This window comes from Flavobacterium sp. 9AF (genome assembly GCF_902506265.1).
Classification (GTDB): Bacteria; Bacteroidota; Bacteroidia; order Flavobacteriales; family Flavobacteriaceae; genus Flavobacterium.
In genome coordinates this window covers 2330050-2352684 of record NZ_LR733556.1, presented here as the reverse complement: position 1 = coordinate 2352684, position 22635 = coordinate 2330050, and the positions used below count along the sequence as shown (strand labels likewise).

General features: G+C 29.1%; 20 protein-coding genes. 3 read left to right on the top strand and 17 right to left on the bottom strand.

The window, feature by feature from the left end:
* From HALO113_RS10665 to recR, 10 genes are all read right to left on the bottom strand, one after another.
* Positions 1–695: glycosyltransferase family 2 protein (locus tag HALO113_RS10665; protein WP_159779001.1), on the bottom strand; the 695-nt coding region annotated here is incomplete at its 3' end.
* A gap of 1 nt (position 696) precedes the next feature.
* Positions 697–1761: a polysaccharide pyruvyl transferase family protein gene (locus tag HALO113_RS10660; RefSeq protein ID WP_159779000.1), complete on the bottom strand. Its 1065-nt coding sequence runs from the start codon at positions 1759–1761 to the stop codon at positions 697–699.
* A 4-nt stretch (positions 1762–1765) separates the two neighbouring features.
* Entirely contained in the window at positions 1766–2755 is a 990-nt protein-coding gene (locus HALO113_RS10655; protein WP_159778999.1) for a nitroreductase family protein, read from the bottom strand.
* Positions 2736–4253, bottom strand: a complete 1518-nt coding sequence (locus HALO113_RS10650) for a lipopolysaccharide biosynthesis protein (RefSeq protein ID WP_236554654.1) — start codon at positions 4251–4253, stop codon at positions 2736–2738. Before HALO113_RS10650 ends, HALO113_RS10655 begins: the two co-directional genes overlap by 20 nt.
* A gap of 2 nt (positions 4254–4255) precedes the next feature.
* Positions 4256–5533 carry a nucleotide sugar dehydrogenase gene (locus HALO113_RS10645; RefSeq protein WP_159778997.1) on the bottom strand — a complete coding sequence of 426 codons (1278 nt, stop codon included), beginning with the start codon at positions 5531–5533 and terminating at the stop codon, positions 4256–4258.
* 3 nt (positions 5534–5536) lie between these two features.
* Complete coding sequence (locus tag HALO113_RS10640) at positions 5537–6928, bottom strand: UDP-glucose 6-dehydrogenase (RefSeq protein WP_159779601.1); 1392 nt, start codon at positions 6926–6928, stop codon at positions 5537–5539.
* On the bottom strand, positions 6929–7906 hold the full coding sequence (locus HALO113_RS10635) for an SDR family oxidoreductase (protein ID WP_159778996.1): 978 nt from the start codon (positions 7904–7906) through the stop codon (positions 6929–6931).
* A gap of 5 nt (positions 7907–7911) precedes the next feature.
* Positions 7912–10380, bottom strand: coding sequence for an exopolysaccharide transport family protein (locus HALO113_RS10630; RefSeq protein WP_159778995.1), 2469 nt, complete (start codon positions 10378–10380; stop codon positions 7912–7914).
* Between the two features lie 7 nt (positions 10381–10387).
* Entirely contained in the window at positions 10388–11188 is an 801-nt protein-coding gene (locus HALO113_RS10625) for a polysaccharide biosynthesis/export family protein (protein WP_159778994.1), read from the bottom strand.
* A 65-nt stretch (positions 11189–11253) separates the two neighbouring features.
* Positions 11254–11874, bottom strand: a complete 621-nt coding sequence (gene recR / locus HALO113_RS10620; RefSeq protein ID WP_159779599.1) for a recombination mediator RecR — start codon at positions 11872–11874, stop codon at positions 11254–11256.
* A gap of 71 nt (positions 11875–11945) precedes the next feature.
* Between recR and HALO113_RS10615 the strand changes: the two genes are divergently transcribed.
* Positions 11946–13436 (top strand): sodium:solute symporter, encoded by a 1491-nt coding sequence (locus tag HALO113_RS10615; protein ID WP_159778993.1) that lies wholly within the window; start codon positions 11946–11948, stop codon positions 13434–13436.
* Here HALO113_RS10615 and HALO113_RS10610 read toward each other — a convergent pair.
* Positions 13423–13779, bottom strand: a complete 357-nt coding sequence (locus tag HALO113_RS10610) for a CoA-binding protein (RefSeq protein ID WP_201297598.1) — start codon at positions 13777–13779, stop codon at positions 13423–13425. The genes HALO113_RS10615 and HALO113_RS10610 overlap by 14 nt on opposite strands.
* 189 nt (positions 13780–13968) lie before the next feature.
* On the opposite strand from HALO113_RS10610, the gene HALO113_RS10605 reads away from it, so the two are divergent.
* Together HALO113_RS10605 and HALO113_RS10600 are read left to right on the top strand one after the other, a co-directional pair.
* Entirely contained in the window at positions 13969–14592 is a 624-nt protein-coding gene (locus HALO113_RS10605) for a MarC family NAAT transporter (protein WP_159778992.1), read from the top strand.
* 47 nt (positions 14593–14639) lie between these two features.
* Entirely contained in the window at positions 14640–16067 is a 1428-nt protein-coding gene (locus HALO113_RS10600) for an SDR family oxidoreductase (RefSeq protein WP_159778991.1), read from the top strand.
* 11 nt (positions 16068–16078) lie between these two features.
* Here the strand turns inward: HALO113_RS10600 and HALO113_RS10595 are convergent, their stop codons facing one another.
* From HALO113_RS10595 to HALO113_RS10570, 6 genes are all read right to left on the bottom strand, one after another.
* Positions 16079–16558: a hypothetical protein gene (locus HALO113_RS10595; protein ID WP_159778990.1), complete on the bottom strand. Its 480-nt coding sequence runs from the start codon at positions 16556–16558 to the stop codon at positions 16079–16081.
* A 197-nt stretch (positions 16559–16755) separates the two neighbouring features.
* Complete coding sequence (locus HALO113_RS10590; RefSeq protein WP_159778989.1) at positions 16756–17655, bottom strand: hypothetical protein; 900 nt, start codon at positions 17653–17655, stop codon at positions 16756–16758.
* A 237-nt stretch (positions 17656–17892) separates the two neighbouring features.
* Positions 17893–19503 carry a TROVE domain-containing protein gene (locus HALO113_RS10585; RefSeq protein WP_159778988.1) on the bottom strand — a complete coding sequence of 537 codons (1611 nt, stop codon included), beginning with the start codon at positions 19501–19503 and terminating at the stop codon, positions 17893–17895.
* A gap of 226 nt (positions 19504–19729) precedes the next feature.
* Positions 19730–20248 (bottom strand): STM3941 family protein, encoded by a 519-nt coding sequence (locus HALO113_RS10580; protein WP_305069217.1) that lies wholly within the window; start codon positions 20246–20248, stop codon positions 19730–19732.
* 32 nt (positions 20249–20280) lie between these two features.
* Positions 20281–20829, bottom strand: a complete 549-nt coding sequence (locus HALO113_RS10575; RefSeq protein ID WP_159778986.1) for a hypothetical protein — start codon at positions 20827–20829, stop codon at positions 20281–20283.
* 247 nt (positions 20830–21076) lie between these two features.
* Positions 21077–22600: an amidase gene (locus HALO113_RS10570; protein ID WP_159778985.1), complete on the bottom strand. Its 1524-nt coding sequence runs from the start codon at positions 22598–22600 to the stop codon at positions 21077–21079.
* Positions 22601–22635: the final 35 nt, after the last annotated feature.

Genomic DNA, 22635 nt, shown 5'->3' with positions numbered 1-22635 from the left:
ATTATAGGCAAAGAAGCGAAAAGATTTTCATGATACTTTAAACTTGAAGAAGTTTCATTTTCAATATAATAATAATCAAAACTTGGAACTAAGACAATATTTTTTACAAATTTAAAATAATCCAAATTAAAAATCAAATCCTCTTGATAGGTAATTGCTTCATTAAATTTTATATTGTTTTTTTTTAGTATTTCTCGATCATATAATTTACAACAGGGTGAACTTAAGTTTTCAAATTCAAAAAGAGTTAATCTTTCATCTGCATTTAAATTATATCTACCATTTTTTAATAGCATTTGATAATTACTGTTTTTAGATTCTATACCTTGCTTTACATGACACATTCCGCAAATTGGAATCACTAAATTATCTCTTTTATCAATTACGTTGACTAAACTATTTACTATATTTTGATCCACATAATCATCTGCATCTATAAACATTATTTTACTTCCAGTAGCTTTTCTAATTCCAAAGTTTCTAGCTGCACTAACACCTTTGTTGGATTGATAATGGTATGCAATTCGGGAATCTTTTTTTAAATAAAATTCGCATACTTTTCTTGTTTTATCAAAAGAACCATCATCTATTAATAGTAACTCAAAATCGGCATAGGTTTGGTTTAATACACTTTCAATACATCTGGCAATGTAATTTTCTGCATTGAAACAAGGTATAATGATAGAAATTCTCAAACTACTTAATTTTATTTAATGCTTCTTTTAAGAAGTGATATGAAATATTTTTTAATGTGGCAATCTTTTTATTTATATCTGAATAGTTAATATTATTACTGTCTTGCCTAAATTTTTCTTTAATTTCATCTAAGGAAGAAACAATCTTATCTTCTAAATTTAACAGTCCTAATAAACTTTGAATTCTGGTTAATCCTCTATTATTTTTATTTATATAATAAACAAAATTCTTTTCAAAGATTAAAGCAAAACAAACACAATGATACGAATCGGTTACCACTAATTCAGCATTTGCGATGGCAGATATCCAGTTAGAAACACTTTTAAACTTTTTATAGGTTTTACCTAATATTTTTTTCTCTTCGTAATATATATCTTCACTAGTAACATTTAGTTTTTCAGACAAAAAAGCGATAGACTCAACAAAGTCTTGATCTTGATCTAATTTATAATATACTATTTTTCTTTCTGTATCTTTTTTTTGTATTAGTAATGCATCATAAGCCCTTTTATCTACTAATAGTGTAGGATCAAGTACATGCATTGCTTCCACGTTAAAAATATTTCTACACAGTGTTACGCCACTATCTTCTCGTACTGAAACTGCATGAAAAAGAGAAATTAATTCTTTATAACTATCAATTTCAGCATTGTTTTCCCAATAATCGATTCCAAAACTAGCCGCATAAGAAACCTTTATTTGGGTTTCTTGAGCAAAATCTAAAAAATATGCCTTTGGAAATTCACAATAAGAAGGTCTCCAAACTTGATCACTACCTACAATTAAAGCTGGATACTTATATGTATATTCTTTAAAATCATTGGTCACTTGAAAAAAGCTTCTATCCGATATATTCAAATATTTATTTCTAAATTTTTCAAATGGCTTACCTAAAATCATTTCTACAATTTTAGATTTCCAATATGTTTTAGGTTTTAAATCTATATTTTCAGCATAATATCCTATCGCCTCTAATGCTTGCTGTAGCGCATACGTTTGCAGTACAGCACCATAATTATTATTTGAAAAATGAAAATTTAAAAGTCCAATTTGTGTTCTATTCATAATCTTAAATTTCTACAAAAACTTCATCCAAATTTCTTCTTTTTGACAAGGTTACTCTAAAAATTTCTTGAGCAACACCAATAGGAATAAAACAAATAATTTTTTCAGATTCTGGCAATCGTAAAATCTGGTTTGCTTTTCGATCTTCAAATGTCATTTTTCCCCAATTAGCAGGACAATTCCCAATTTTATAATAATGTAAAGCATATAATAAATTCATCAAGAATATTCCACCATCAATATACATTTGATTTCTTTCACCAATGGTATAAAAATAATTCCTATCTACGGTTAAGAAAAGTAATTGGTTTACATTTTTTGAAAACCCTGTAAAACCTGCCTGTATCTCTAAAAGTTGATTAATTTTATTTTTTTCTTCAACATAATACACTTTAACACCTTGTCTATTACAAACTGAAGGAGCTGTTAAAGCAAGTGTTACTGCTTTTTGTATTAATTCTTTTTCAACAAAAGCACCAGTAAAATTTCTTACACTTTTTCTAGAGTGTGCAAATGTATAAAAATCTTGAGTTGAAGCTGCATAAAATTCTCTTGCAGAAAATTCTTGAAAACCTGTTTCGTGTTGCTTTATTTTACTTTTAAAAAGCAGGTAGTCTTCAATTGTAAAATAATCTTCAATTACACATTTTTGATTAAGATGTATTTCATAATAATCCACTAAAACGGAATAAGCAACCTCGATTTGCGAAGTAGTTTTTTCATTAATTAATTTATTTTTTAAATTAGAAATCAGCCGAATAACTCTTTCTTTCCCATATTTCAATTTAAAATCTTTATGAAGAAAACCTTTTTCTAGAGAGTGATAATCTAAAATAATTTGACATTCTAATTTATTAAAGTTATCTATCTTATAGATTATTGAATGTTTTTTGAATAAAACAAAATCGTCATAAAAATTTTGAATTAATAATTTATAACTGATAACCTTAGCAATAAACTTCAGTCCAAATATTTTAATGATTATATTTTTCATATATTTTTTTTAAAAAACCTTTTATTACATTTTTTTCACTAGCGTTAAATACTATTTTGTAATACATACTAATTGCTAATAAATTCATAACCAAAGAACTCAAAATCAATCCATTTAACACTTCAAACTTAAGTAAAAAGTACAATATAAATAAATGAAGTATTGTAAAAAGTAAAATTTTAAAAAGCACTTCTTTCAAAAAAGCAACTATATCCATGTTTATCAAATGCTTTAAAAAAAACAATCTAAGAATAAGAGTAATTATATTAATAATAATAATAATTTTAAAAATCACAACAATATCGTCGAGAAATTTTAATCCTAAATAGGAAAGTGGTAAACTAAAAAAAATAATGGTTCCTACTATTGACTGATACCATTTTATCTTCCCTGTTGCTTGAACAGCTGTCATCATTGGATTGGAAATACAATCGATTAGTATTCCGACTAATGCAAATTCAACAAATACTTCAGTATATTCAGGTGGATTTACTAGCCAAAAATTGAGTATGTAAGTATCATTCTTTATAAAGGGAACTACAATTATGTACATTAATAAAAAAGAAAACTTAGAACCACTTTTAATTAAATTAATTGTTTGATTAATTTCATTTTGTGCATACGTTTTTATTATCTGTGGGTTAATGGCAGTTTGAAAACTATTAATAAACATATTAACTGCATTATAAATTTGCATGGTTATTCCGTATGCAGCATTTAATAAAGTTCCAAAAAACAAATTCAATAATAAATTATTCCCTTGTAGTCTTGCTACTGAAGCAATATTACCAAATAAACTCCAACTAGAAAACGAAATCATTTTTCCTATTAATACTTTATCAAAGGAAAAATTAATCTTAATTTCTTTAAACTTTAAAATAACATAAAAAAAATAGATACAAAAAATTAAGACCGTTACTGCTAAAATTAAAATAGAATAAGTTATTAATTTATTTATAGGTGAAATACTTAATAAATAAACAATTACTAACTTTAAAACGGATTCTACAATACTAATCAAAGCAAAAACATGCATTCTTTCAGAAGCAACTATTAAGGCATTAAAAGGAACTTGAATAACACTAATTAAAAACTGTATTATAGCCAATTGAAATACCCAAAAAACTATATCTGCTATCGATTTATCAAAGTTTAATTTATTATTTAAATACCATAAACCAATTGATTCGGTTAATATTAGAACTATACATCCTATAAGTACATGAGTAACTACACTTGTATTAAAAACGACATGAAGTCTATTTTTTAATTCCCCTAATTCAAAAGTAATAAAACGCTGTGATGCTGCAGACATAGCCGCATTAAGAAAACCAAAAAAAGTAACAACACCTCCTACAACACTATAAAGACCATAATCGCTAACACCTAATTGTTGCAAAACTACTCTTGAAGTATATAGACTAATCAGAAGTGTTATGAACATCCTGAAATAGAGTAAAATCGAATTTTTCGCTATACGTGTGTTATTAGTAGACATTATTAAAGTCTTCCATTAGCCAATTTACCTAAACCACCTTTAACATCATAGATAATACTATTCTCTCTACACAAAATATCAAAATTAATTGATAAAAATTCTTTGTGAGCCACTCCTAAAACAATAGCATCATATTTTTCAGATGGTAAAACAGTAGTACTTTTTATATTATATTCATGTATTACTTCTTCTGGATTAGCCCAAGGGTCATAAGTAGTTACTTCAATTCCATATTCTTGTAAAGAAGAAATTACATCCACAATTTTTGTGTTTCTAACATCAGGACAATTTTCTTTAAATGTAATACCTAACATTAGGATTTTAGCTGTATTAACATTAATACCTTTTTTAATCATTAATTTAACTACTTGCGAAGCTACATATTCCCCCATTGAATCATTCAATCTCCTTCCTGCTAAAATAATTTCAGGATGATATCCTTTCTCTTGGGCTTTTTGAGCTAAGTAATAAGGATCAACACCTATACAATGTCCACCTACTAAACCTGGCTTAAAAGGCAAAAAATTCCATTTTGTTCCAGCAGCTTCTAATACAGCATGAGTATCAATTTCTAATAAATTAAAAATCTTTGCTAGTTCGTTAACAAAAGCAATATTAATATCTCTTTGTGAATTTTCTATTACTTTTGCAGCTTCAGCTACTTTAATAGTTGGTGCTAAATGAGTTCCTGCAAGAATAACACTTTTATATATCTCATCAACTTTTTTACCAACTTCAGGAGTTGAACCTGCTGTAATTTTTAATATTTTTTCGACAGTATGTTCTTTATCTCCCGGATTTATTCTTTCAGGTGAATATCCTGCAAAAAAATCTTTGTTAAATGTAAGTCCAGAGACACGCTCTAACACAGGAACGCATTCTTCTTCAGTAACTCCAGGATAAACAGTAGATTCATAAATTACTATGTCACCTTTTTTCAACACTTTCCCTACAGTTTCACTCGCTTTATAAAGAGGTGTTAAATCGGGACGGTTGTGCTTATCAACAGGTGTGGGTACTGTAACAATAAAATAATTACAATTTTTAATATCATCTAAATTGTTAGAGCAAAACAAACCTTTTTCATTAGTGTTTTTTTGTACCAGCACTTGTTTCAAAACATCATTTTCTACTTCTAGAGTAGTATCGATACCATTTTGCAATTCATTTATTCTTTTTTGATTGATATCAAAACCTACTACTGAATATTTAGTAGCAAATAATCGAGCTAATGGTAGTCCTACATATCCTAAACCTATAATAGCGATTTTATCTTTCATAATTTATGATCCAATAGATTGATAAATAAAGCCTATATTTTCCAACTGTTCTTTATTCAATAAATTCCTTCCGTCAAATATGAATGCGGGTTTCAACATACTATCAAATATTTTTTGCCAATCGTAATCCTTAAATTCATCCCATTCAGTTAATATAGCAATTGCATGAGAATTTTCCACAGCTGCATAAGCACTTGAGGCAACAAGAATGTACTTTTCATTCTCTTTTTCAATTCTGGTTTCTAAATAATTTAAATCTGAAAGTATTTGCGCTTCCTGAACTTGAGGATCATAAACAGCAACTACAGCCTGTTCACTTATTAAATCATCTGCTACATATATGGCAGCCGATTCACGAGTATCATTGGTATCTTTTTTAAAAGCCCAACCTAGAAAAGCGATTTTTTTACCAGAAACGGTATTATAAAGAGTGCTAATGATATTCTTTGAAAAGCGTCTCTTCTGGTGATCGTTCATTATGATTACTTGTTCCCAATAATCGGCCACTTCATTTAAACCATATGACTTAGCAATGTAAACTAAATTTAAAATATCTTTTTGAAAACAAGAACCTCCAAAACCAACAGAAGCTTTCAGAAATTTCGACCCTATTCTACTATCCATACCAATCGCTTTGGCAACTTCACTCACATTAGCTCCCGTTTTTTCACAAAGCTCACTCATCGCATTTATAGAAGAAACACGTTGTGCTAAAAAGGCGTTAGCTGTTAATTTAGACAATTCTGAAGACCAAACGTTTGTGGTTAAAATTTTATCTCTCGAAACCCAATTGGAATAAATATCTACCAAACTTTGAATTGCTTTTTGTCCCTCTTCTGTACTATCTCCTCCAATTAAAACTCTATCTGGGAAAAATAAATCTTCTACTGCTGTTCCTTCAGCTAAAAACTCCGGATTAGATAGAATTTGAAAACTTACCCCGTTTCCAGTATGATCTAAAATATCTTTAATCGCTTGAGCCGTTCTAACAGGCAATGTAGACTTTTCAACTACAATTTTATTATTTTTAGCAACTCTTGCAATTTGTCTCGCACAAAGTTCAATATATTTCAAGTCTGCAGCCATTCCCTTACCCACTCCATATGTTTTAGTAGGTGTATTTACAGAAATAAAAATCATATCGGCTTCATCTATTGCTTGATCAACTTCTGTTGAAAAAAACAAATTTCTTCCTCTAGCTTCTTTTACTACAACATCTAAACCAGGTTCATATACCGGTAATTTTGTTACATCTAAATCATTCCAAGCATTAATTCTATGTTGATTCAAATCCACTACTGTTACTTTAATATGTGGGCATTTCTGAGCAATTACTGCCATAGTCGGCCCGCCCACATAACCTGCTCCAATACAACAAATATTCTTAATCATAATTTATTTTAAATTTTCCCAATACCATTTAACGGATTCTCTTAATCCATCTTCCAAACGATATTTAGGATTATAACCTAACATCTTCTTTGCTTTTTCTACACTTGCTAATGAATGAGGTATATCTCCCATTCTATTAGGCCCATAAACAACATCTACTTTACTGATTTTATCATTATATTCAGATAAGTATCTTTTTAAATATTTCACTAAATCATTCAATGTAGTTCGATCTCCACAAGCTGTATTATACACCGTATTTACCGCTTGTTGGTCATCAACAAACATAGCTAACTCATTCATTTGAATAACATTATCAATATAGGTAAAGTCTCTTGAATAATTTCCATCTCCATTAATTACAGGGCTTTCAAGATTAATAAACTGCTTCACAAATTTGGGAATTACTGCAGCATAAGCACCATTAGGATCTTGATTTCTACCAAAAACATTAAAATAACGTAATCCGATAGTTTCTAATCCATAAGTCTTACTAAAAACATCTGCGTACAATTCATTAACATACTTTGTAATAGCATAAGGAGATAGAGGTTTACCAATAACATCTTCTATTTTAGGTAAAGATTCAGAATCGCCATAAGTTGAAGAACTAGCTGCATAAATAAATCTTTTAACATTAGCATCTCTTGCTGCCACCAACATATTTAGAAACCCCGAAACATTCACATCATTTGAAGTAATTGGGTCTGTAATAGACCTGGGCACACTACCTAATGCTGCTTGATGCAGAACATAATCAACATTATCTACTGCTTTTCTACATGTCTCTAAATCCCTTATATCACCTTCAATTAATAAAAAATTTTCACTTTGAAGAAAAATTTGAATATTATGTTTGTGACCGGTTGAAAAATTATCTAAACAAATTACTTTATTGTTCTTTTTCAAGAAATATTCACAGAGATTAGAGCCTATAAATCCTGCTCCTCCTGTAATTAATATTTTCTTATTTGTAATCACTCTTATTATTTAAAATTATTTCTTATTTTATTTAAAACCTTTCTCCATCCTTTTATTTTTTTCACTTCATCATGATAGCCTTCGCCATATGCACCATAACCATAACCGTATCCATAACCATAGCCATATCCATAACCATATTTAGCTTTATTTTGGAAACCATTAAATAAGATACTTATATTGTGTAATTCTCCTCTTTTATGTTTTTCATTAACCACTGACAACATTCCTTTTTTGGTAAACCCTTGTCTTGCAACATATAAAGTAGCATCACAATAATGTGCTAATTCTAAAGCATCTGATACTAAACCAACGGGTGGCGTATCTAAAATAATATAATCATATTTTAGTTTCAACTCTTCAATCATTTCTTTCATAGTATCTCCCATTAATAACTCGGCAGGGTTTGGAGGTATAGGTCCAGATGAAATAACATCTAAATAAGGAACATGGGTAGATTGAATTACTTCATCTATTTTTTTTTGACCAATTAAATAATTGACAACTCCAATAATATTATCAATATTAAAATCTCCAAAAATCCTTGGCTTTCTTAAATCTAACCCAACTATAACTGTTTTCTTTTCGCTCAATGCAAAAACAGTGGCTAAATTGATAGAACAAAAAGTCTTACCTTCTCCACTTACCGAAGACGTTAACATAACAATTTTTGCTCCCTCAGTATTTTGCTTTTTATACAAGAATTGTAAAGAAGATCGTATAGCTCTAAAAGATTCTGCCAAAGGAGATTTTGATTTTTCGAATACGGATAAGTTATTATCCGTGTTCTTTTTACCAACTACTCCAATAATAGGAATCTTTGTCAACTTTTGTATATCATCAACTGTATTAATATTATTATCCAATAAAACAATTATAAAAATAATTATTAATGGTAATAAAATTCCTAGAATAAAAGCTAAGATATAATTTACACTTGTTTTTGGTCCTCTTAATCCTCCTCCTACATCTTTAGCAGTATCTATAAAATCTATGTCCGAAATATTGGCTGCTTTTACAATCTCGGCTTCACTTCTTTTTTGTAGAAAAGTACTATAAATATTATCTTTTAAATTGTATTTACGAGAAATTTTAAGATGTTCCTGTTGTTGTTCGGGTAATTTACTTACTTCAGATTCTGCTTTAGAGATATTTCTATTTACAATATTTAAATCAATCAGTAAAGCGCTTTTAGAACTCGATATATTTTCTAACAATACTTTTTTAATAGCATCCATTTCAACATCAAACTCTGAAAACATTTTACCACTTTTGACAGCATAATTCAGTTCGGCACGTTGTTTAGAAAGCTCAATCAATCTTGAAACATTACTCACTATATTGGGATCTTCAATATTTGCCACTGTGGGTGCAGGCAAATTTGAAAAGTCGATACTTCTTTCTAAATAATTTTTTAAATTATCTAAATATTTCACTTTTCTAACAGCAACATCTTTCTGTACATCATAATCAGATATCTTTTGAGTTAGTAATTCTCCTCCTGCTTCCAACTCAAAAACATTTTTCCCTTTTCTAAAATCTTTCAATTCATTTTCTGCTTCTTTAATTTGGTTTTCCATAACGGAAAGAGTACTATCAATAAAATTAATGGTATTGGTTGCAAATAAATTTTTACTATTTAACTGATTTTTTTGAAGCAATTGTACGGTGGTATTCAAATACTCTACCAATCTGTTTTTATTAGATCCAATTAATTGCAAACTAATTACAGATTGAGCTCTATTATCTGCTGTAACATCTATATTTTTATATTGAGCTACCGTAGTATTAAAATCTTCAAACTTTATATAATATTCTTCATTAATATAATGTTTAGCATCAGGATGTAAATGCAATTTCATATCCAAAAAAGGAAGATTAACTTCTTGATCAATCTTAAACTTTTTAGTAAATACAGATTCTTCAATGTTCAATTCACTTCTAGAATTATCAACATAATGTATTAGACTTCTAGATTCAAATTCTCTAAAATCTAAACTTAATTCGTATTCTGTTGCATTTAAAAACTTAATTTTAATAGGAACAAAAGCCAGTTGTCCTCTATTTTTATTAATTTTAACATAGAAAGGAACATTTCCATAAGCATCTTGATAAAAATATTTTCCTTTCTTTAAATACTGAATATAGTACTCTAATTTATCTACTACTATTTCATTATGCGATCTAGATTTTAATGTAGTAATTACTGTTTGTACTTTATCGGAAACACCTCCCCAATTAAATACTAAGCTTGTATTAGAAGTAAAAAAAGGATTATTCTCATCTTTAACTACAATGAGCGATTCCATTCCATACACTTTTTCTTTTCTTATATTAACATTATATGCTATTAAAAAAGTAATGATTAAAGACAAAACAAACCATTTCCAATAACTGATTATTTTAAGAAAGAATCCTTTAAAATCAAAATTAGAATTAGATTCAAAAAAAGTAAAATCTTTTGCGTCTATCATTTTTTAATTATAAGTTTTTAGATAATAAAATAACTGTTGTAACTAATGACAATGCCGAAATTACTGTAGTTATAGTTTGAACTCCTGTAGTTCCTGTTCCCCATGATTTTTGTTTAAGAGGTTTTATATAAATATAATCATTAGGTTGTAAGTAAAAATAAGGAGAACTTATAGCTGTGTCTTTCGTTAAATCTATGGTATAAGTTTCATAACCTTGTGGATATTTCCTTATAACTTGTACCTCTTTTCTATTACCTGTAATAGTTATATCTCCAGAATTAGCAATAGCCTCCATAATAGTTGCTTTATCTTGATAAAGAACATTTGTTCCTGGATTAGTAATCTCTCCATTAATAGTATATCTCAATCCAGCAAGTTTAACAGTAACATATAATCTTGCTTCGTATTTAAAATAATCATCTAATAGCTTTTTCTCTATTATTTCTGTAATTTCTTCAACAGTATAACCTAACACATTTACATTACCTAATACTGGTATTCTAATATTCCCATGATCATCTACACTATATCCAGTAAAATAAAGATTTTGTTGCGTAACTTGATTTGTGTTTTGGTTTTGGGAAGTAGATGGATTAAACATATCTACCAATTTTTGGTCTAATGCTTTTATTGATACTGTTAAGATATCATTGGTTTGTACCCTATAAGGTTTAGAAACAATTTCGTTAACTTGATATTCCGTATTATTTTTTTCTGTTTTTTGTAAATACACCAAATCCTTATTTGGAATACAAGAAACTAAAAACAAAAAAATTAAGGTTATAGTTATACTATTTTTAATTTTCATTTTTCAACTTTAAATGACAAATATAGTTTTTAAGAATTAATCTATAGCAATATGTTTAAAATATATCAAATTTGTCTTATAGATTGTTCAAATGGAATTCTATGCATTAAACTTCTTCCTAGCGTAATTTCATCTGTATATTCTAATTCATCTCCAATCCCTATCCCTCTTGCAATAGTAGAGGTAATTACATCAAATTCTTTCAACTGCTTATAGATATAGAAATTAGTCGTATCTCCTTCCATAGTGGAACTTAATGCAAAAATTACTTCCAATACTTTTTCAGTTGCCACTTTATCTATTAAAGGCTTGATATTCAATTGTGACGGGCCAATTCCTTCAATAGGATTAATTTTGCCACCTAAAACATGATAAATTCCTTTGAAAAGACCTGTAGATTCGATAGCCATTACATCTCTTACATCTTCAACTACACATACAATTGTTTTATCCCTTTTAGGATTTGCACAAATAGCACAAACAGAAAAATCGGATATATTATAACACTCCTCACAGTACTTAATCTCACTTCTCATTTTATCAAGAGAAGTTGTTAAGTTATGGGTTTGTTCTTTTGGTTGTCTTAATAAATGCAAAGCTAATCTAAGAGCAGTTCTTTTGCCAATTCCTGGCAATTGAGCAATTTCATTTACTACGTTTTCTAATAATTTTGAAGGCAATTCCATAGGTACAAAAATACAAAACTCGGTTATAATATATAACATAAACTACTATATTTGCTTAAAAACAATTTAGTATGCAGCCATCAACCATTTTATTTTTTTTCATTGCTTATTTTTTAGTCTTATTTTCATTGTCCTATATTATTGGCAAAAAAAGTGGTTCTAGTAATGATACTTTTTTTAAAGCAAATAAGCAAGCAGCATGGTATTTAGTAGCTTTTGGTATGATTGGCACAGCCCTTTCAGGAGTAACATTTATATCTGTTCCTGGAGAAGTGGGTGCAGCTGCTGGGCAACAATTTAAATATTTTCAGTTTGTATTAGGTAATGCAATCGGTTTTATCATTGTTGCAACAGTACTTCTACCCTTATATTATAGATTAAATTTAACATCCATCTATACCTATATTGAAACAAGATTAGGCTTATATAGCTACAAAACAGCTTCTTTTATTTTTCTCTTAAGTAGAACTATTGGCTCAGCTTTTAGACTCTATTTAGTGGTAATTGTATTACAACATTTTGTTTTCGATCATTTTAAAATACCTTTTTTTCTTACTGTTCTTTTAAGTTTAGCATTAATATTTGCTTACACATATAAAGGAGGCTTAAAAACAATCATAATAACAGATACTTTACAAACTTTTTTCCTTGTTTCTTCTGTTTTTTTCACAATATACTTCATTTGTAGCAACCTAAATTTAGATATTTTTGAAGCACTAGAAACAGTTAAAGATAGTAGTTATTCTAAAATATTTTTCTTTGATGATTTTGTCACCAATAAGTTTCATTTTGTCAAACAAATTTTAGGCGGAATATTTGTTACTATTGCTATGGTAGGCCTTGACCAAGACTTAATGCAAAAAAACCTAAGTTGTAAAAACATTAAAGAAGCACAAAAAAACATGTTTACGTTTACTGGTATCTTTGTAATCATCAATTTGTTTTTTTTATCTGTAGGAGCGTTGCTATATATTTATGCATCAAAACACAATATCCAAGTACCCATTTTAAATGGTGTTGCTCGAACAGATTTATTATTCCCTGAAATTGCATTCAATCACTTTTCATTAGTACCAGCAGTTGTTTTCCTTTTAGGACTCACTGCCGCTACTTTTGCAACAACTGATTCGGCTTTAACTGCTTTAACGACTTCTTTCTGTATCGATTTTTTACAAATGGAGAAAAAAGTACAAAATGAAAAAATGGTAAAAACAAGACATACAGTTCATCTTGCTTTTACTATAGCCTTATTTTTTGTTATCTTATTATTCTATTTTATTAATGACGACTCTGTTGTGAGTATGATATTCACAATTGCAAGTTACACATATGGTCCTTTACTAGGGTTATTTACTTTTGGAATCCTATTTAAAAATAGAAATGTAAAAGATAAGATAGTACCTTATATCTGTTTGATTTCTCCCTTTTTAACCCTTATAATTAGTAAAAATGCATCAAAGTTATTACATGGCTATGTTTTTGATAACGAATTAATAATTATTAATGCATCAATTACTTGTATTGGATTATTATTAATTAGTAAGAAGACTAATATTGGTTAGTTGCTAACAAGACTAAAGTACAAGCTACTTCATATTGAATGTTATTTTCGTCTAAAAGGGTATAAAACTCAGGATTTTCAGTTCCTGGATTAAAAATAACACGTCTTGGTTGCAAAGAAATAATATAATCATAATATTCTCTTTGCACTAGTGGGTTGATATATAATGTTACAGTATCTATTCCTTTAAAAGGTATTTTCTCTGTTTCAATAGTAACGTCTAAAGCCATTCCTTTTTTTGCTCCAATAGCTACTACTTGATGGGTTTTACCAACTAAATTATGAATCGCTTTATAAGCATATCGCTCTTTATTTGTGGTAGCTCCAATAACTAAAGTTTTCATAGTTGTAATAAATGTTTATCAGCAATCATTTGTCAAAAAGTATCTGATTTTTCAAAAAGCTGCCTTTGTCAATGATTTTTATTTAATATTATGAGATAAAAGTAGTAAAATAAAATTTTAATTTTAACTTTGAAATAACTTTATTTTAAAACCTTGTTCTTAAAACAACAGTTTCTTTGCAAAAAAACTATGGAATTATTTATTTATGTCTTTGCCGCTTTATTTTCTGTATTAAATCCTTTAGGAGCTGTTCCTGTTTTTGTAGGATTAACACAAGACGACTCCAAACAAGAGCGTTCCAGAATTTCACTTTGGGCAGCTATTAATGTCGCAATTATTTTAATCATTTCTTATTTTATTGGCAAATACATGTTACAATTTTTCGGAATAAGCATTAATGCATTACGAATTGCAGGTGGTATATTAATTGTTAATTCTGGATTTAGTTTACTTTCAGGAAATTCTAGTAAAAGAAGAGGGATGAATAAAAAAGTTACTAATGATGCCATGCATAGAAATGATATTGCATTAACTCCATTAGCTATGCCTATGCTTGCTGGTCCTGGATCGATGTCATTACTTATTGCCATGTATCAAGAACAACCGGAAATTATACAAAAAGTAACTACTTGTATCGCCATCCTTTGTGTTTCTATAACTATCTTTTTAATTTTAAGAAGTGCTCATTATTTATCGAGAATCTTAGGTGCATCAGGATTAGTAGCCATTTCTAGAATTATTGGATTTATTGTTATTGCCATTGGAATCCAATATATTAGCAGTTCTATTGTAAACATATTTCAAACTATTTAACTTTTGTTGCATGATTTTTCTTAGTAACTTTAAGAAAAAATCAAAATATGAGAATTTTACTCACAGGTGCCAATGGATATGTAGGAAGACGCTTATTGCCTGAACTTTTACAAGCAGGACATGAAATCATTTGTTGTGTAAGAGATTACAATCGCTCCGGAATAGATCAAGAAACTTTAAAATTGGTACACATTTGGGAAGTTGATTTTTTAAACGAGCCCAATTATGAAGCTCTGCCACAAAACATAGATGTTGCCTATTATTTGATTCATTCCATGACATCGTCAACCACTGCTTTTGATGCAATGGAAGCGAAAACAGCTGCAAATTTCAATTTGTACATGCAACGAATGAACACCAAACAAGTGGTATATTTGAGTGGCATTATAAATGACAACCAATTATCTAAACATTTACAATCACGTAAAAACGTAGAAAAGATTCTATACCAAGGCACATATAATTTAACGGTCTTAAGAGCGGGAATTATTGTAGGCTCTGGGAGTTCATCCTTTGAAATTATTAGAGACCTTTGCGAAAAATTACCTGTTATGATAACTCCAAGGTGGGTACTCACAAAAACACATCCTATAGCCATTAGAAATGTTATTCAGTACTTAATGGGCGTTATGCTTCGCGAAACATGTTACAATCAATCCTTTGATATTGCAGGACCTGATATTTTATCCTACAAGCAAATGCTACAATTGTATGCTAAAACAAGAGGTTTTAAAAATTGGATAATTACAGTTCCAGTTATGACACCTAAACTTTCTTCCTATTGGTTGTATTTTGTAACCTCAACATCATATAAATTAGCGATGAATTTAGTAGATAGCATGAAAATTGAAGTCATTGCAAAAAAAAACGACCTTCAAGAGTTGTTACAAATCACTCCAATTTCCTATGTAGAAGCGATTCAATTAGCCTTTCTTAAAATCGAACAAAACCTAGTAATATCTAGTTGGAAAGACAGTCTTATAAGTGGTCGTTTTCGTAAAAACTTAACTGAATTTATCCAAGTACCCCAATATGGTTGCCTCACCGATCACAAAACCATAAAAGTAAAAAACATAAATAAAACCTTGGATAATATTTGGTCAATAGGTGGTTCAAAAGGATGGTATTACGGCAATTGGATGTGGAAAATAAGAGGCTTTTTAGATAAACTCGCTGGAGGTGTTGGCTTACGAAGAGGACGCACACATCCTACACACATAGACAATGGTGATGCGCTAGATTTCTGGAGAGTCTTATTAGCAGACAGAGAAAAGAAGCGATTACTACTATTTGCAGAAATGCGCTTACCAGGAGAAGCTTGGTTAGAATTTAGAATAGATGAAAACCAAGTATTGCATCAAATAGCCACCTTTAGACCTAAAGGATTACTCGGTCGTTTATATTGGTACTCATTAGTTCCTTTTCATTTTTTTATTTTTGGAGGTATGATTCGGAATATTGTAAAAACGGAGTAAAAATCTTGAAATCACTTTTTTATTTTATTAAATTCATCAAGTCGTTTACTATACATAGCAAAAATAATTATAGGATCCCAGTTTTCATCTTCGGTTTTCCCATGTCCTAGGGAAATTAAGCTTAATAATTTACCCTTTTTCGTATAAAACTGACAATTCCATTCCATTTGTGAAAAATGATTATGCGGAATATATTTTTCAGTCTCTTTAGCGTAAACCAAATCTCCATTTATTTCTACATACATTTCTTCATGATACAATTCATTTTTATAAGAGCTAATTTTTAAAACTCTCCCCTCGTTTTCAAAACTACAAACCTCCCAATTTTCTATTTCACTGTCAAAAGTAGTAACAGCAACTGTTTCAAAATAGCATTGGGATAAAGATTTTTTTACTTTTGAATCAGTATCAATTCGGATTTGCAACTCACTTTGCGCCCAAGAAGTCTGATTAAAAAAAATCAAAATCAATAAAAGAAATCTATTTTTCATTAAATAATACATATTGCAAATAAACCAAACTCATCAACTTTCAAAACTAAAAGTGTACTTGTTTCTATTGCTATTTTAATTTCATTAACTAACACTTTAGACAAAATTAATAAGTAAATATTTTTTTTCAAATAAAACAAACCCTTAGTTATTCAAAATCTGAGCCTTAGGTATCTTTATTTTCATAAAGAATCTCTTTACCTCTTATATAATTCTTTTTTTATTCTATCTATAGAATTTTGAAATTCAAAATTTTGAATGTTAGAAATTTGAAAAGGCTTCAAAAACATTATTTCTTTATCATTGATTTTTTTTAACAATCTATTATATGCTAGTTCTGCTTCATTTTTGTCTTTACAATAGCATAATTCTAAATTTAGATTTATATATTCAATTGGGTCTTCTTTTAAAATTTCTCCTTCTAACCAAGCGGTTAACCTACTTATTCTAATTTTATCCGAGCTATTAAAAAATTTAAACTCTTTACTTTCACTATAAAATAGATTACTAATATCAGATTTTATAAATAGGCTATCATAATAAGTATTTGATCTTCCATAGCTTAAATCTTCATCTATAATTAACTTATATTCATCAGTAAAATGAAAGGATTTTTTAATATTAGGCATATTAAAATATTTTAAAACTCCATTCAAATAATATTCTTTAAAATATTTTTCTTGATGTGTCCATTTTGATTTAGCGACTAATTTTCCACAAATAGAAAAGTTCTTCTTTATCCCTTTTTTTGATTCACTTTCTAATTCCCCATTTTCATATAATGAAAAACCTTCAGTAAAATTAATTCCAGTTTCTTTAAAATAAGAGTAGTCGCTCTTGAAATTACTTCTTATTCTCCCATCTTCAAACCAAGATTGAGTTTCCAATTGAAAACCATTAATCCTAAATTCTTCTAAAGACTTTTGACCATTATCAAAACGTGTAACTATATGAACTGCATTTCCTGTTTTATATTCGATTTCTTCATTTTGATCTTTAAAAATTCCAGAAAATGGTTCTCCATTATAATATACATCTAAATGTGAATCATATTCATTTTTAAATTCTAAATCATTATCGTCTGTAATTATAATCATCTTTGTTCCTTTTATAATTTATTAGAAGAATATAGAATATTTTATACTTATGTTTCTAACTACTTACGAAATCAGAAAAGTATGCACTAAATTATATAAAATCATTATAGTAAGCATTTAATAAACAAAGTCTTATTTGCTGAAATAAATTAACTAAAAGTAGGTTAATTACATTTAAGACAAGGTTTCAAAACTTCCAATCATGATGGAAGGCATTCGACTATTTTAACCTATCCTTTACTTTTCGGTTTCATTCCAAAATTTATTCAGATAATTAGCATATATAACCTCATTACCTGTCCAACCCGTTAATACTGCTGTTCTGTAGAGATTCTCTGGGATCGAAGAATTTTTATATCCCGCAACTTGAACAGAAAATAAATTTACTTTTGAATTTACCTGTTTTCTATAGTCAAGAAGTAATTTCAACACATCAATATAGTTCCCTTTAATCGTATAGTCTATGTATTCTTCTTTATTTACTCCGTATAAGCCTCCATGTCCAGCTTGCATATCTGAATAAATGAATATATTATCATACCAATCTTTATTCTTTATTGCATTTGAAAAGAAAATCCAAATTCCATTTTCAGTACCTTGTCCTTGTTGCTTTCCTCTTTCGCTTGTCTCATTGAGTTGATTTAAAATTCCATTTCTTTTAGATACTGGCTTGATACTTAAATTGTCTCCAAATACACCCACATATCCTTCGTTTGATTGAATTGCAGTAATTATTGATGATAAATTTGCAATTGTTGCCACAGTAACTTTCCCGTATTGTGAGGTAAATGCTCCCCAAGATGAACCGGAATTATCACATAAACATATCGTTTTACCGGGTAGTTCTGGAAAATTTTGCACGGCTAAATCTATACACTCTTCTAAGGAATCTAGTAAAAGCCCTTTAAAATAACATTCTGCATTGCTTATTTCAGTATATGCAGAATAGTATCTATAGGGAAATTGTTTACCTGTAACAACACCTTCCTTCAATTGTTTTACAATCTTATTTGCAAATTCGTTAGTGACTATATTTTCATCATTAATTTCAAAAATGTTTCTTAAATTTCTCAAAAGTGCCATGTGGGGTACATGTGTCTTAGAAAAAATTTCTTGCCAAGTTACCTTTTCAGACCTAAAATTTTCCCATGTCTTTTCAAAGTCAGTAACGGTAATTTGCCCAGTCGACATTAGTTCATCTATTATTTCATTATTAGCATGACAAATTCTTATAATGTCTATTATAGATTTTGATTTATATTTATTCAATTGGTATCGGCTGAAACTTTCAAGTTTATCTTTCCAAATTCGTTTTAGAATTGTTGGTAATCCACTTTTTGATTTATTAAAAAATATAAACAAATCAAATTGATTAGTTATATCGTCTGGTCTTATAATTATTTCTTTAGCTATTTCTCTTAATTGATTACCGTACTCTTTAGTAAAAAGTTGCCTTTCCTTGTGTAATATAGCTCTAACAATTATCAAACTCGGATTGATTCGCATTAGAAATTCATTTCTAAGCTGTTTTGCTAAGTCTAAAGTTCCTTTAAAGTCATAACTAAGTGAATCGTCAATAGCAGAAACAAAAATATCAGTTGTTGTTGTAGAATCATTGAATTCAATTTTCGTGGGCCAAGGAAATATCTTTTCAATATATTTTTCTGCACTATGAGAATCTCTATAATAAGATGGCTCACCAAAAATTGAACTGCCAGAAATTAATTTTAAAGTAGATAATGGATTTACTTTATAACTAATACCTTGCATGAAGTTTACCTCTTGTAATTCTTCAAATAATCTATACTTAATGTTTTCTTTTTTACTAAATTCGGAAAATTGACTCATACTTTTGGAGATAAAAAAAGCCCTAGAGAATATCTATACCAGGTGTTGTTTCAATAAGACGAAGTAACCCAATATACCGCTTCTAAGGCAATTGTAAACTTATGAAATATTTTTAATTTAACCTGTATCTTTTTCAAAATTAATTGAAACTTTTAAGCTAGACCTTAGCACTTTCATAGTATGCAAAATCCAAAGTTAGAAATTCGTGTAACAGGAAAAAACTTTTTTATTTATAACGACTTTTCCTATAGGCTTTTTTAATTTTCATTTCGAGAGTATCGATATCACATTCTAGAAAAGCACTAGAAATAATAATACTCTCTTTATACTCCCAATTATGAGCCCAGCGTAAAAATTTTTTTAATAGATTATCATTTGGACTTTGAATGCGTTTTCCATCTTTAAAAAAGAATTGAATACTTTTTTTCTTAAGTCTTTGAATTTTAGAAATTTCATCCCATCTTATTTTCCCTATTGCTTCATATCTGGAACGATCTATAATATATTCCTCACAAATAATTATGGCACACTTTCTTGGAAGAAGCACTACTATAGAATACAGACCCGCTAAAAAAAAGATACTTGTAATAATTCCAAACATCACATTTTTAGTTTCAGAGGACAAAAAATTACGCATAAAACGCTCCGGTTCTAGTATAAAACAAACGGATAACCTCAGGAGCACAATAGCTAATAAAATCCCTAAAATTATGCGTTTCTTATCAAAATTAATCCTTTCCTCCATTACAATTGTATTCTAAATTTTTAAATTATTCTCTAATCTTCTGCTGTTCCTTTTCTTGCTGCTGTGATGTCTTTTGGCAAATGCGCTTTTAATATTGAAATAGCTAGACTTTCTTGGTTTTCAATTCTTGCATACCAAAATCCTTTTGCCCAAGTACCTTTACCAAAATAGTCTTCAGGATAAGCAAAACTCAACAAAGTAGCTGTTCTACTTTTCAACCGTCCTATTTTTTGATGCAGCAAATTCGCTTCACACCACACTAGCATTTCCACTTTAGAAGCTTCAACATCAAGCCATTCTATTTCTAAACTAGCTACCAATCGATCTCCATTGGGTTGACACAAATCTAAAATATCTTGAGTCAAGTGAACAATTGCATGTTCATTAAACACAACCGCTTCTGCACGTTCTTTTTCATTTAAATAAACTTGTTGAAACGGTTTTGAAAGCTCAAATACAATACCTTGATTCTTTAACTCAAGATAGGCAAGCGCTAAATTTTCCCAATTTCCTTTTTTGTCCCAAACTGGAAAACTTTCAAAACTAGTCCAGATGACATGAAATAATTGTTTTTTATTCATTAGAAAAATATTAGAGAAAAAACAGATACAATTGATACTCTATTTTTTTTAAAATCAAAACAAATGTAAATGAATTAGGCTAGTTTTTGTATCCTTCCAACCAATAACTTCCTTTCTAATTCTGAATAGAGTTCTTTTTAAAATTTTGGTTTAACCAAAATGCAACAATAACAAAATCTTCTTTCTTTTCTATAAATGCTAAAATGCATTCGAAAAACAGCATTAAATGATAATTTTGTCCTTTATACTATTCCTCCAAAGGGAATTCAAACTTTTCAGAATAAGTGTCTACTATTTTACCTATTTCTATAAGCTTAAAATCTTCATATCTTTTTCCTATTAATTGAACACCTATAGGCAAACATTCTTTAGACAATCCCAAAGGCATAGTTAGAACAGGACTTTCAGTCAACGTAAAAGGAATCGTATAAGCTTGTGTTGCCATATAATAATGAATTTCATTCTTATTGACAGTCAAAGGCTCATTATAAATTCGAAAACTACCATATTGCCTACTTGGTGCATGATGTTTAAAAGCCATTACTGTACTTACTGGACAAATAAAAACATCATATTCGTTTAAGAAATTTTCCATACGGGTTATTAAACTATCCTGAATATTCAAAGCCTTCATATATTTCTCAACAGAAGTAGGTTTTACAATATTTTGATGCATAGGAACCTCTTTCAAAGCGCCTTTTGTAAAAGGCAAACCCAACCATTTAATAAAATTAGATGTATTGTATCCGCCTTGTGTAGCAACAATACTTCCCCATGTTTCCCAAGCTTGATAAAAGTTGATAGCAGGCACAGCTTTCACCACAAATGCGCCTTCTTTTTCTAATTTTTCAACATATTTTTTTATCGCATCTTTTATTACATTATCCACAGGAACACCTCCAAACTCATCTGTCCAAGCGATTTTAAGATTTTTAATATTCAAATCGTCTCTAGATGAATTTAGTGGTACAAGTTTTTGATCTGTAGTTGTAGGTTGAGTTATAATTTGTAATGCAAGTTCTAAATCATCAATATTCCTAGCTAAAGGACCAGCAACGGCTAACGATTTTAATCCATTTGTTTTTTCCTTAGGATCAGTCTGAATTCCACCTAAAGATACAGTTCCAAAAGTAGGCTTAAAACCATACACACCACAATAAGCAGCTGGAATTCTAATAGAACCTGCAAGATCATTTCCAAATGTTAAGGGTGTCATTCCTGTAGCTAATGCTGTGGCACAACCTCCACTACTTCCACCACTTGTTCTTGAAGTATCCCATGGATTATTTGTCGTACCAAAAATGGAATTACTCGTTTGCATATCCATTGCTAGAGTTGAAAGATTTGTTTTCCCAATGATAATTGCTCCTTCTGCTAAAAGAAGCTTAACAATTTCAGCATCTTCATCGGGAATATTATTTTCTAAAGGCAAATAACCAGCGGTAGTTTTTATTCCTTTGGTTTTGAAATTATCTTTTATTGTAATGGGTACGCCGTGCAACTTACCCCAAATTTGATGATTTGCAATTGCCAAATCAGCTTCTTTAGCTCTTTTTAATGCTTGTTCCTTTTCTAATAATACTATGGCATTGTAATTCGCATTTTGTTGCTCAATTTGTTCCACATAAGCCAAAACAACTTCATAAGAACTTATTTTACCTTCTCTAATTTCTTTTGCTAGATTACTTGCCGATTCAAATAATATTTTATTTTGTCCCAATGTTTGATGAATTAAAAAAGTTAGAAAAATGAATACAAACGTTTTTTTCATAATGCTTTTCTTTAAATTAGAATGCAAAATTGACT

Coding starts and splice junctions, on each gene's coding strand:
- HALO113_RS10660 (WP_159779000.1), bottom strand. CDS start 1,761: ATGAATAGAACACAAATTGGACTTTTAAATTTTCATTTTTCAAATAAT.
- HALO113_RS10655 (WP_159778999.1), bottom strand. CDS start 2,755: ATGAAAAATATAATCATTAAAATATTTGGACTGAAGTTTATTGCTAAG.
- HALO113_RS10650 (WP_236554654.1), bottom strand. CDS start 4,253: ATGTCTACTAATAACACACGTATAGCGAAAAATTCGATTTTACTCTAT.
- HALO113_RS10645 (WP_159778997.1), bottom strand. CDS start 5,533: ATGAAAGATAAAATCGCTATTATAGGTTTAGGATATGTAGGACTACCA.
- HALO113_RS10630 (WP_159778995.1), bottom strand. CDS start 10,380: ATGATAGACGCAAAAGATTTTACTTTTTTTGAATCTAATTCTAATTTT.
- HALO113_RS10625 (WP_159778994.1), bottom strand. CDS start 11,188: ATGAAAATTAAAAATAGTATAACTATAACCTTAATTTTTTTGTTTTTA.
- recR (WP_159779599.1), bottom strand. CDS start 11,874: ATGGAATTGCCTTCAAAATTATTAGAAAACGTAGTAAATGAAATTGCT.
- HALO113_RS10615 (WP_159778993.1), top strand. CDS start 11,946: ATGCAGCCATCAACCATTTTATTTTTTTTCATTGCTTATTTTTTAGTC.
- HALO113_RS10610 (WP_201297598.1), bottom strand. CDS start 13,779: ATGAAAACTTTAGTTATTGGAGCTACCACAAATAAAGAGCGATATGCT.
- HALO113_RS10605 (WP_159778992.1), top strand. CDS start 13,969: ATGGAATTATTTATTTATGTCTTTGCCGCTTTATTTTCTGTATTAAAT.
- HALO113_RS10600 (WP_159778991.1), top strand. CDS start 14,640: ATGAGAATTTTACTCACAGGTGCCAATGGATATGTAGGAAGACGCTTA.
- HALO113_RS10595 (WP_159778990.1), bottom strand. CDS start 16,558: ATGAAAAATAGATTTCTTTTATTGATTTTGATTTTTTTTAATCAGACT.
- HALO113_RS10590 (WP_159778989.1), bottom strand. CDS start 17,655: ATGATTATAATTACAGACGATAATGATTTAGAATTTAAAAATGAATAT.
- HALO113_RS10585 (WP_159778988.1), bottom strand. CDS start 19,503: ATGAGTCAATTTTCCGAATTTAGTAAAAAAGAAAACATTAAGTATAGA.
- HALO113_RS10580 (WP_305069217.1), bottom strand. CDS start 20,248: ATGGAGGAAAGGATTAATTTTGATAAGAAACGCATAATTTTAGGGATT.
- HALO113_RS10575 (WP_159778986.1), bottom strand. CDS start 20,829: ATGAATAAAAAACAATTATTTCATGTCATCTGGACTAGTTTTGAAAGT.
- HALO113_RS10570 (WP_159778985.1), bottom strand. CDS start 22,600: ATGAAAAAAACGTTTGTATTCATTTTTCTAACTTTTTTAATTCATCAA.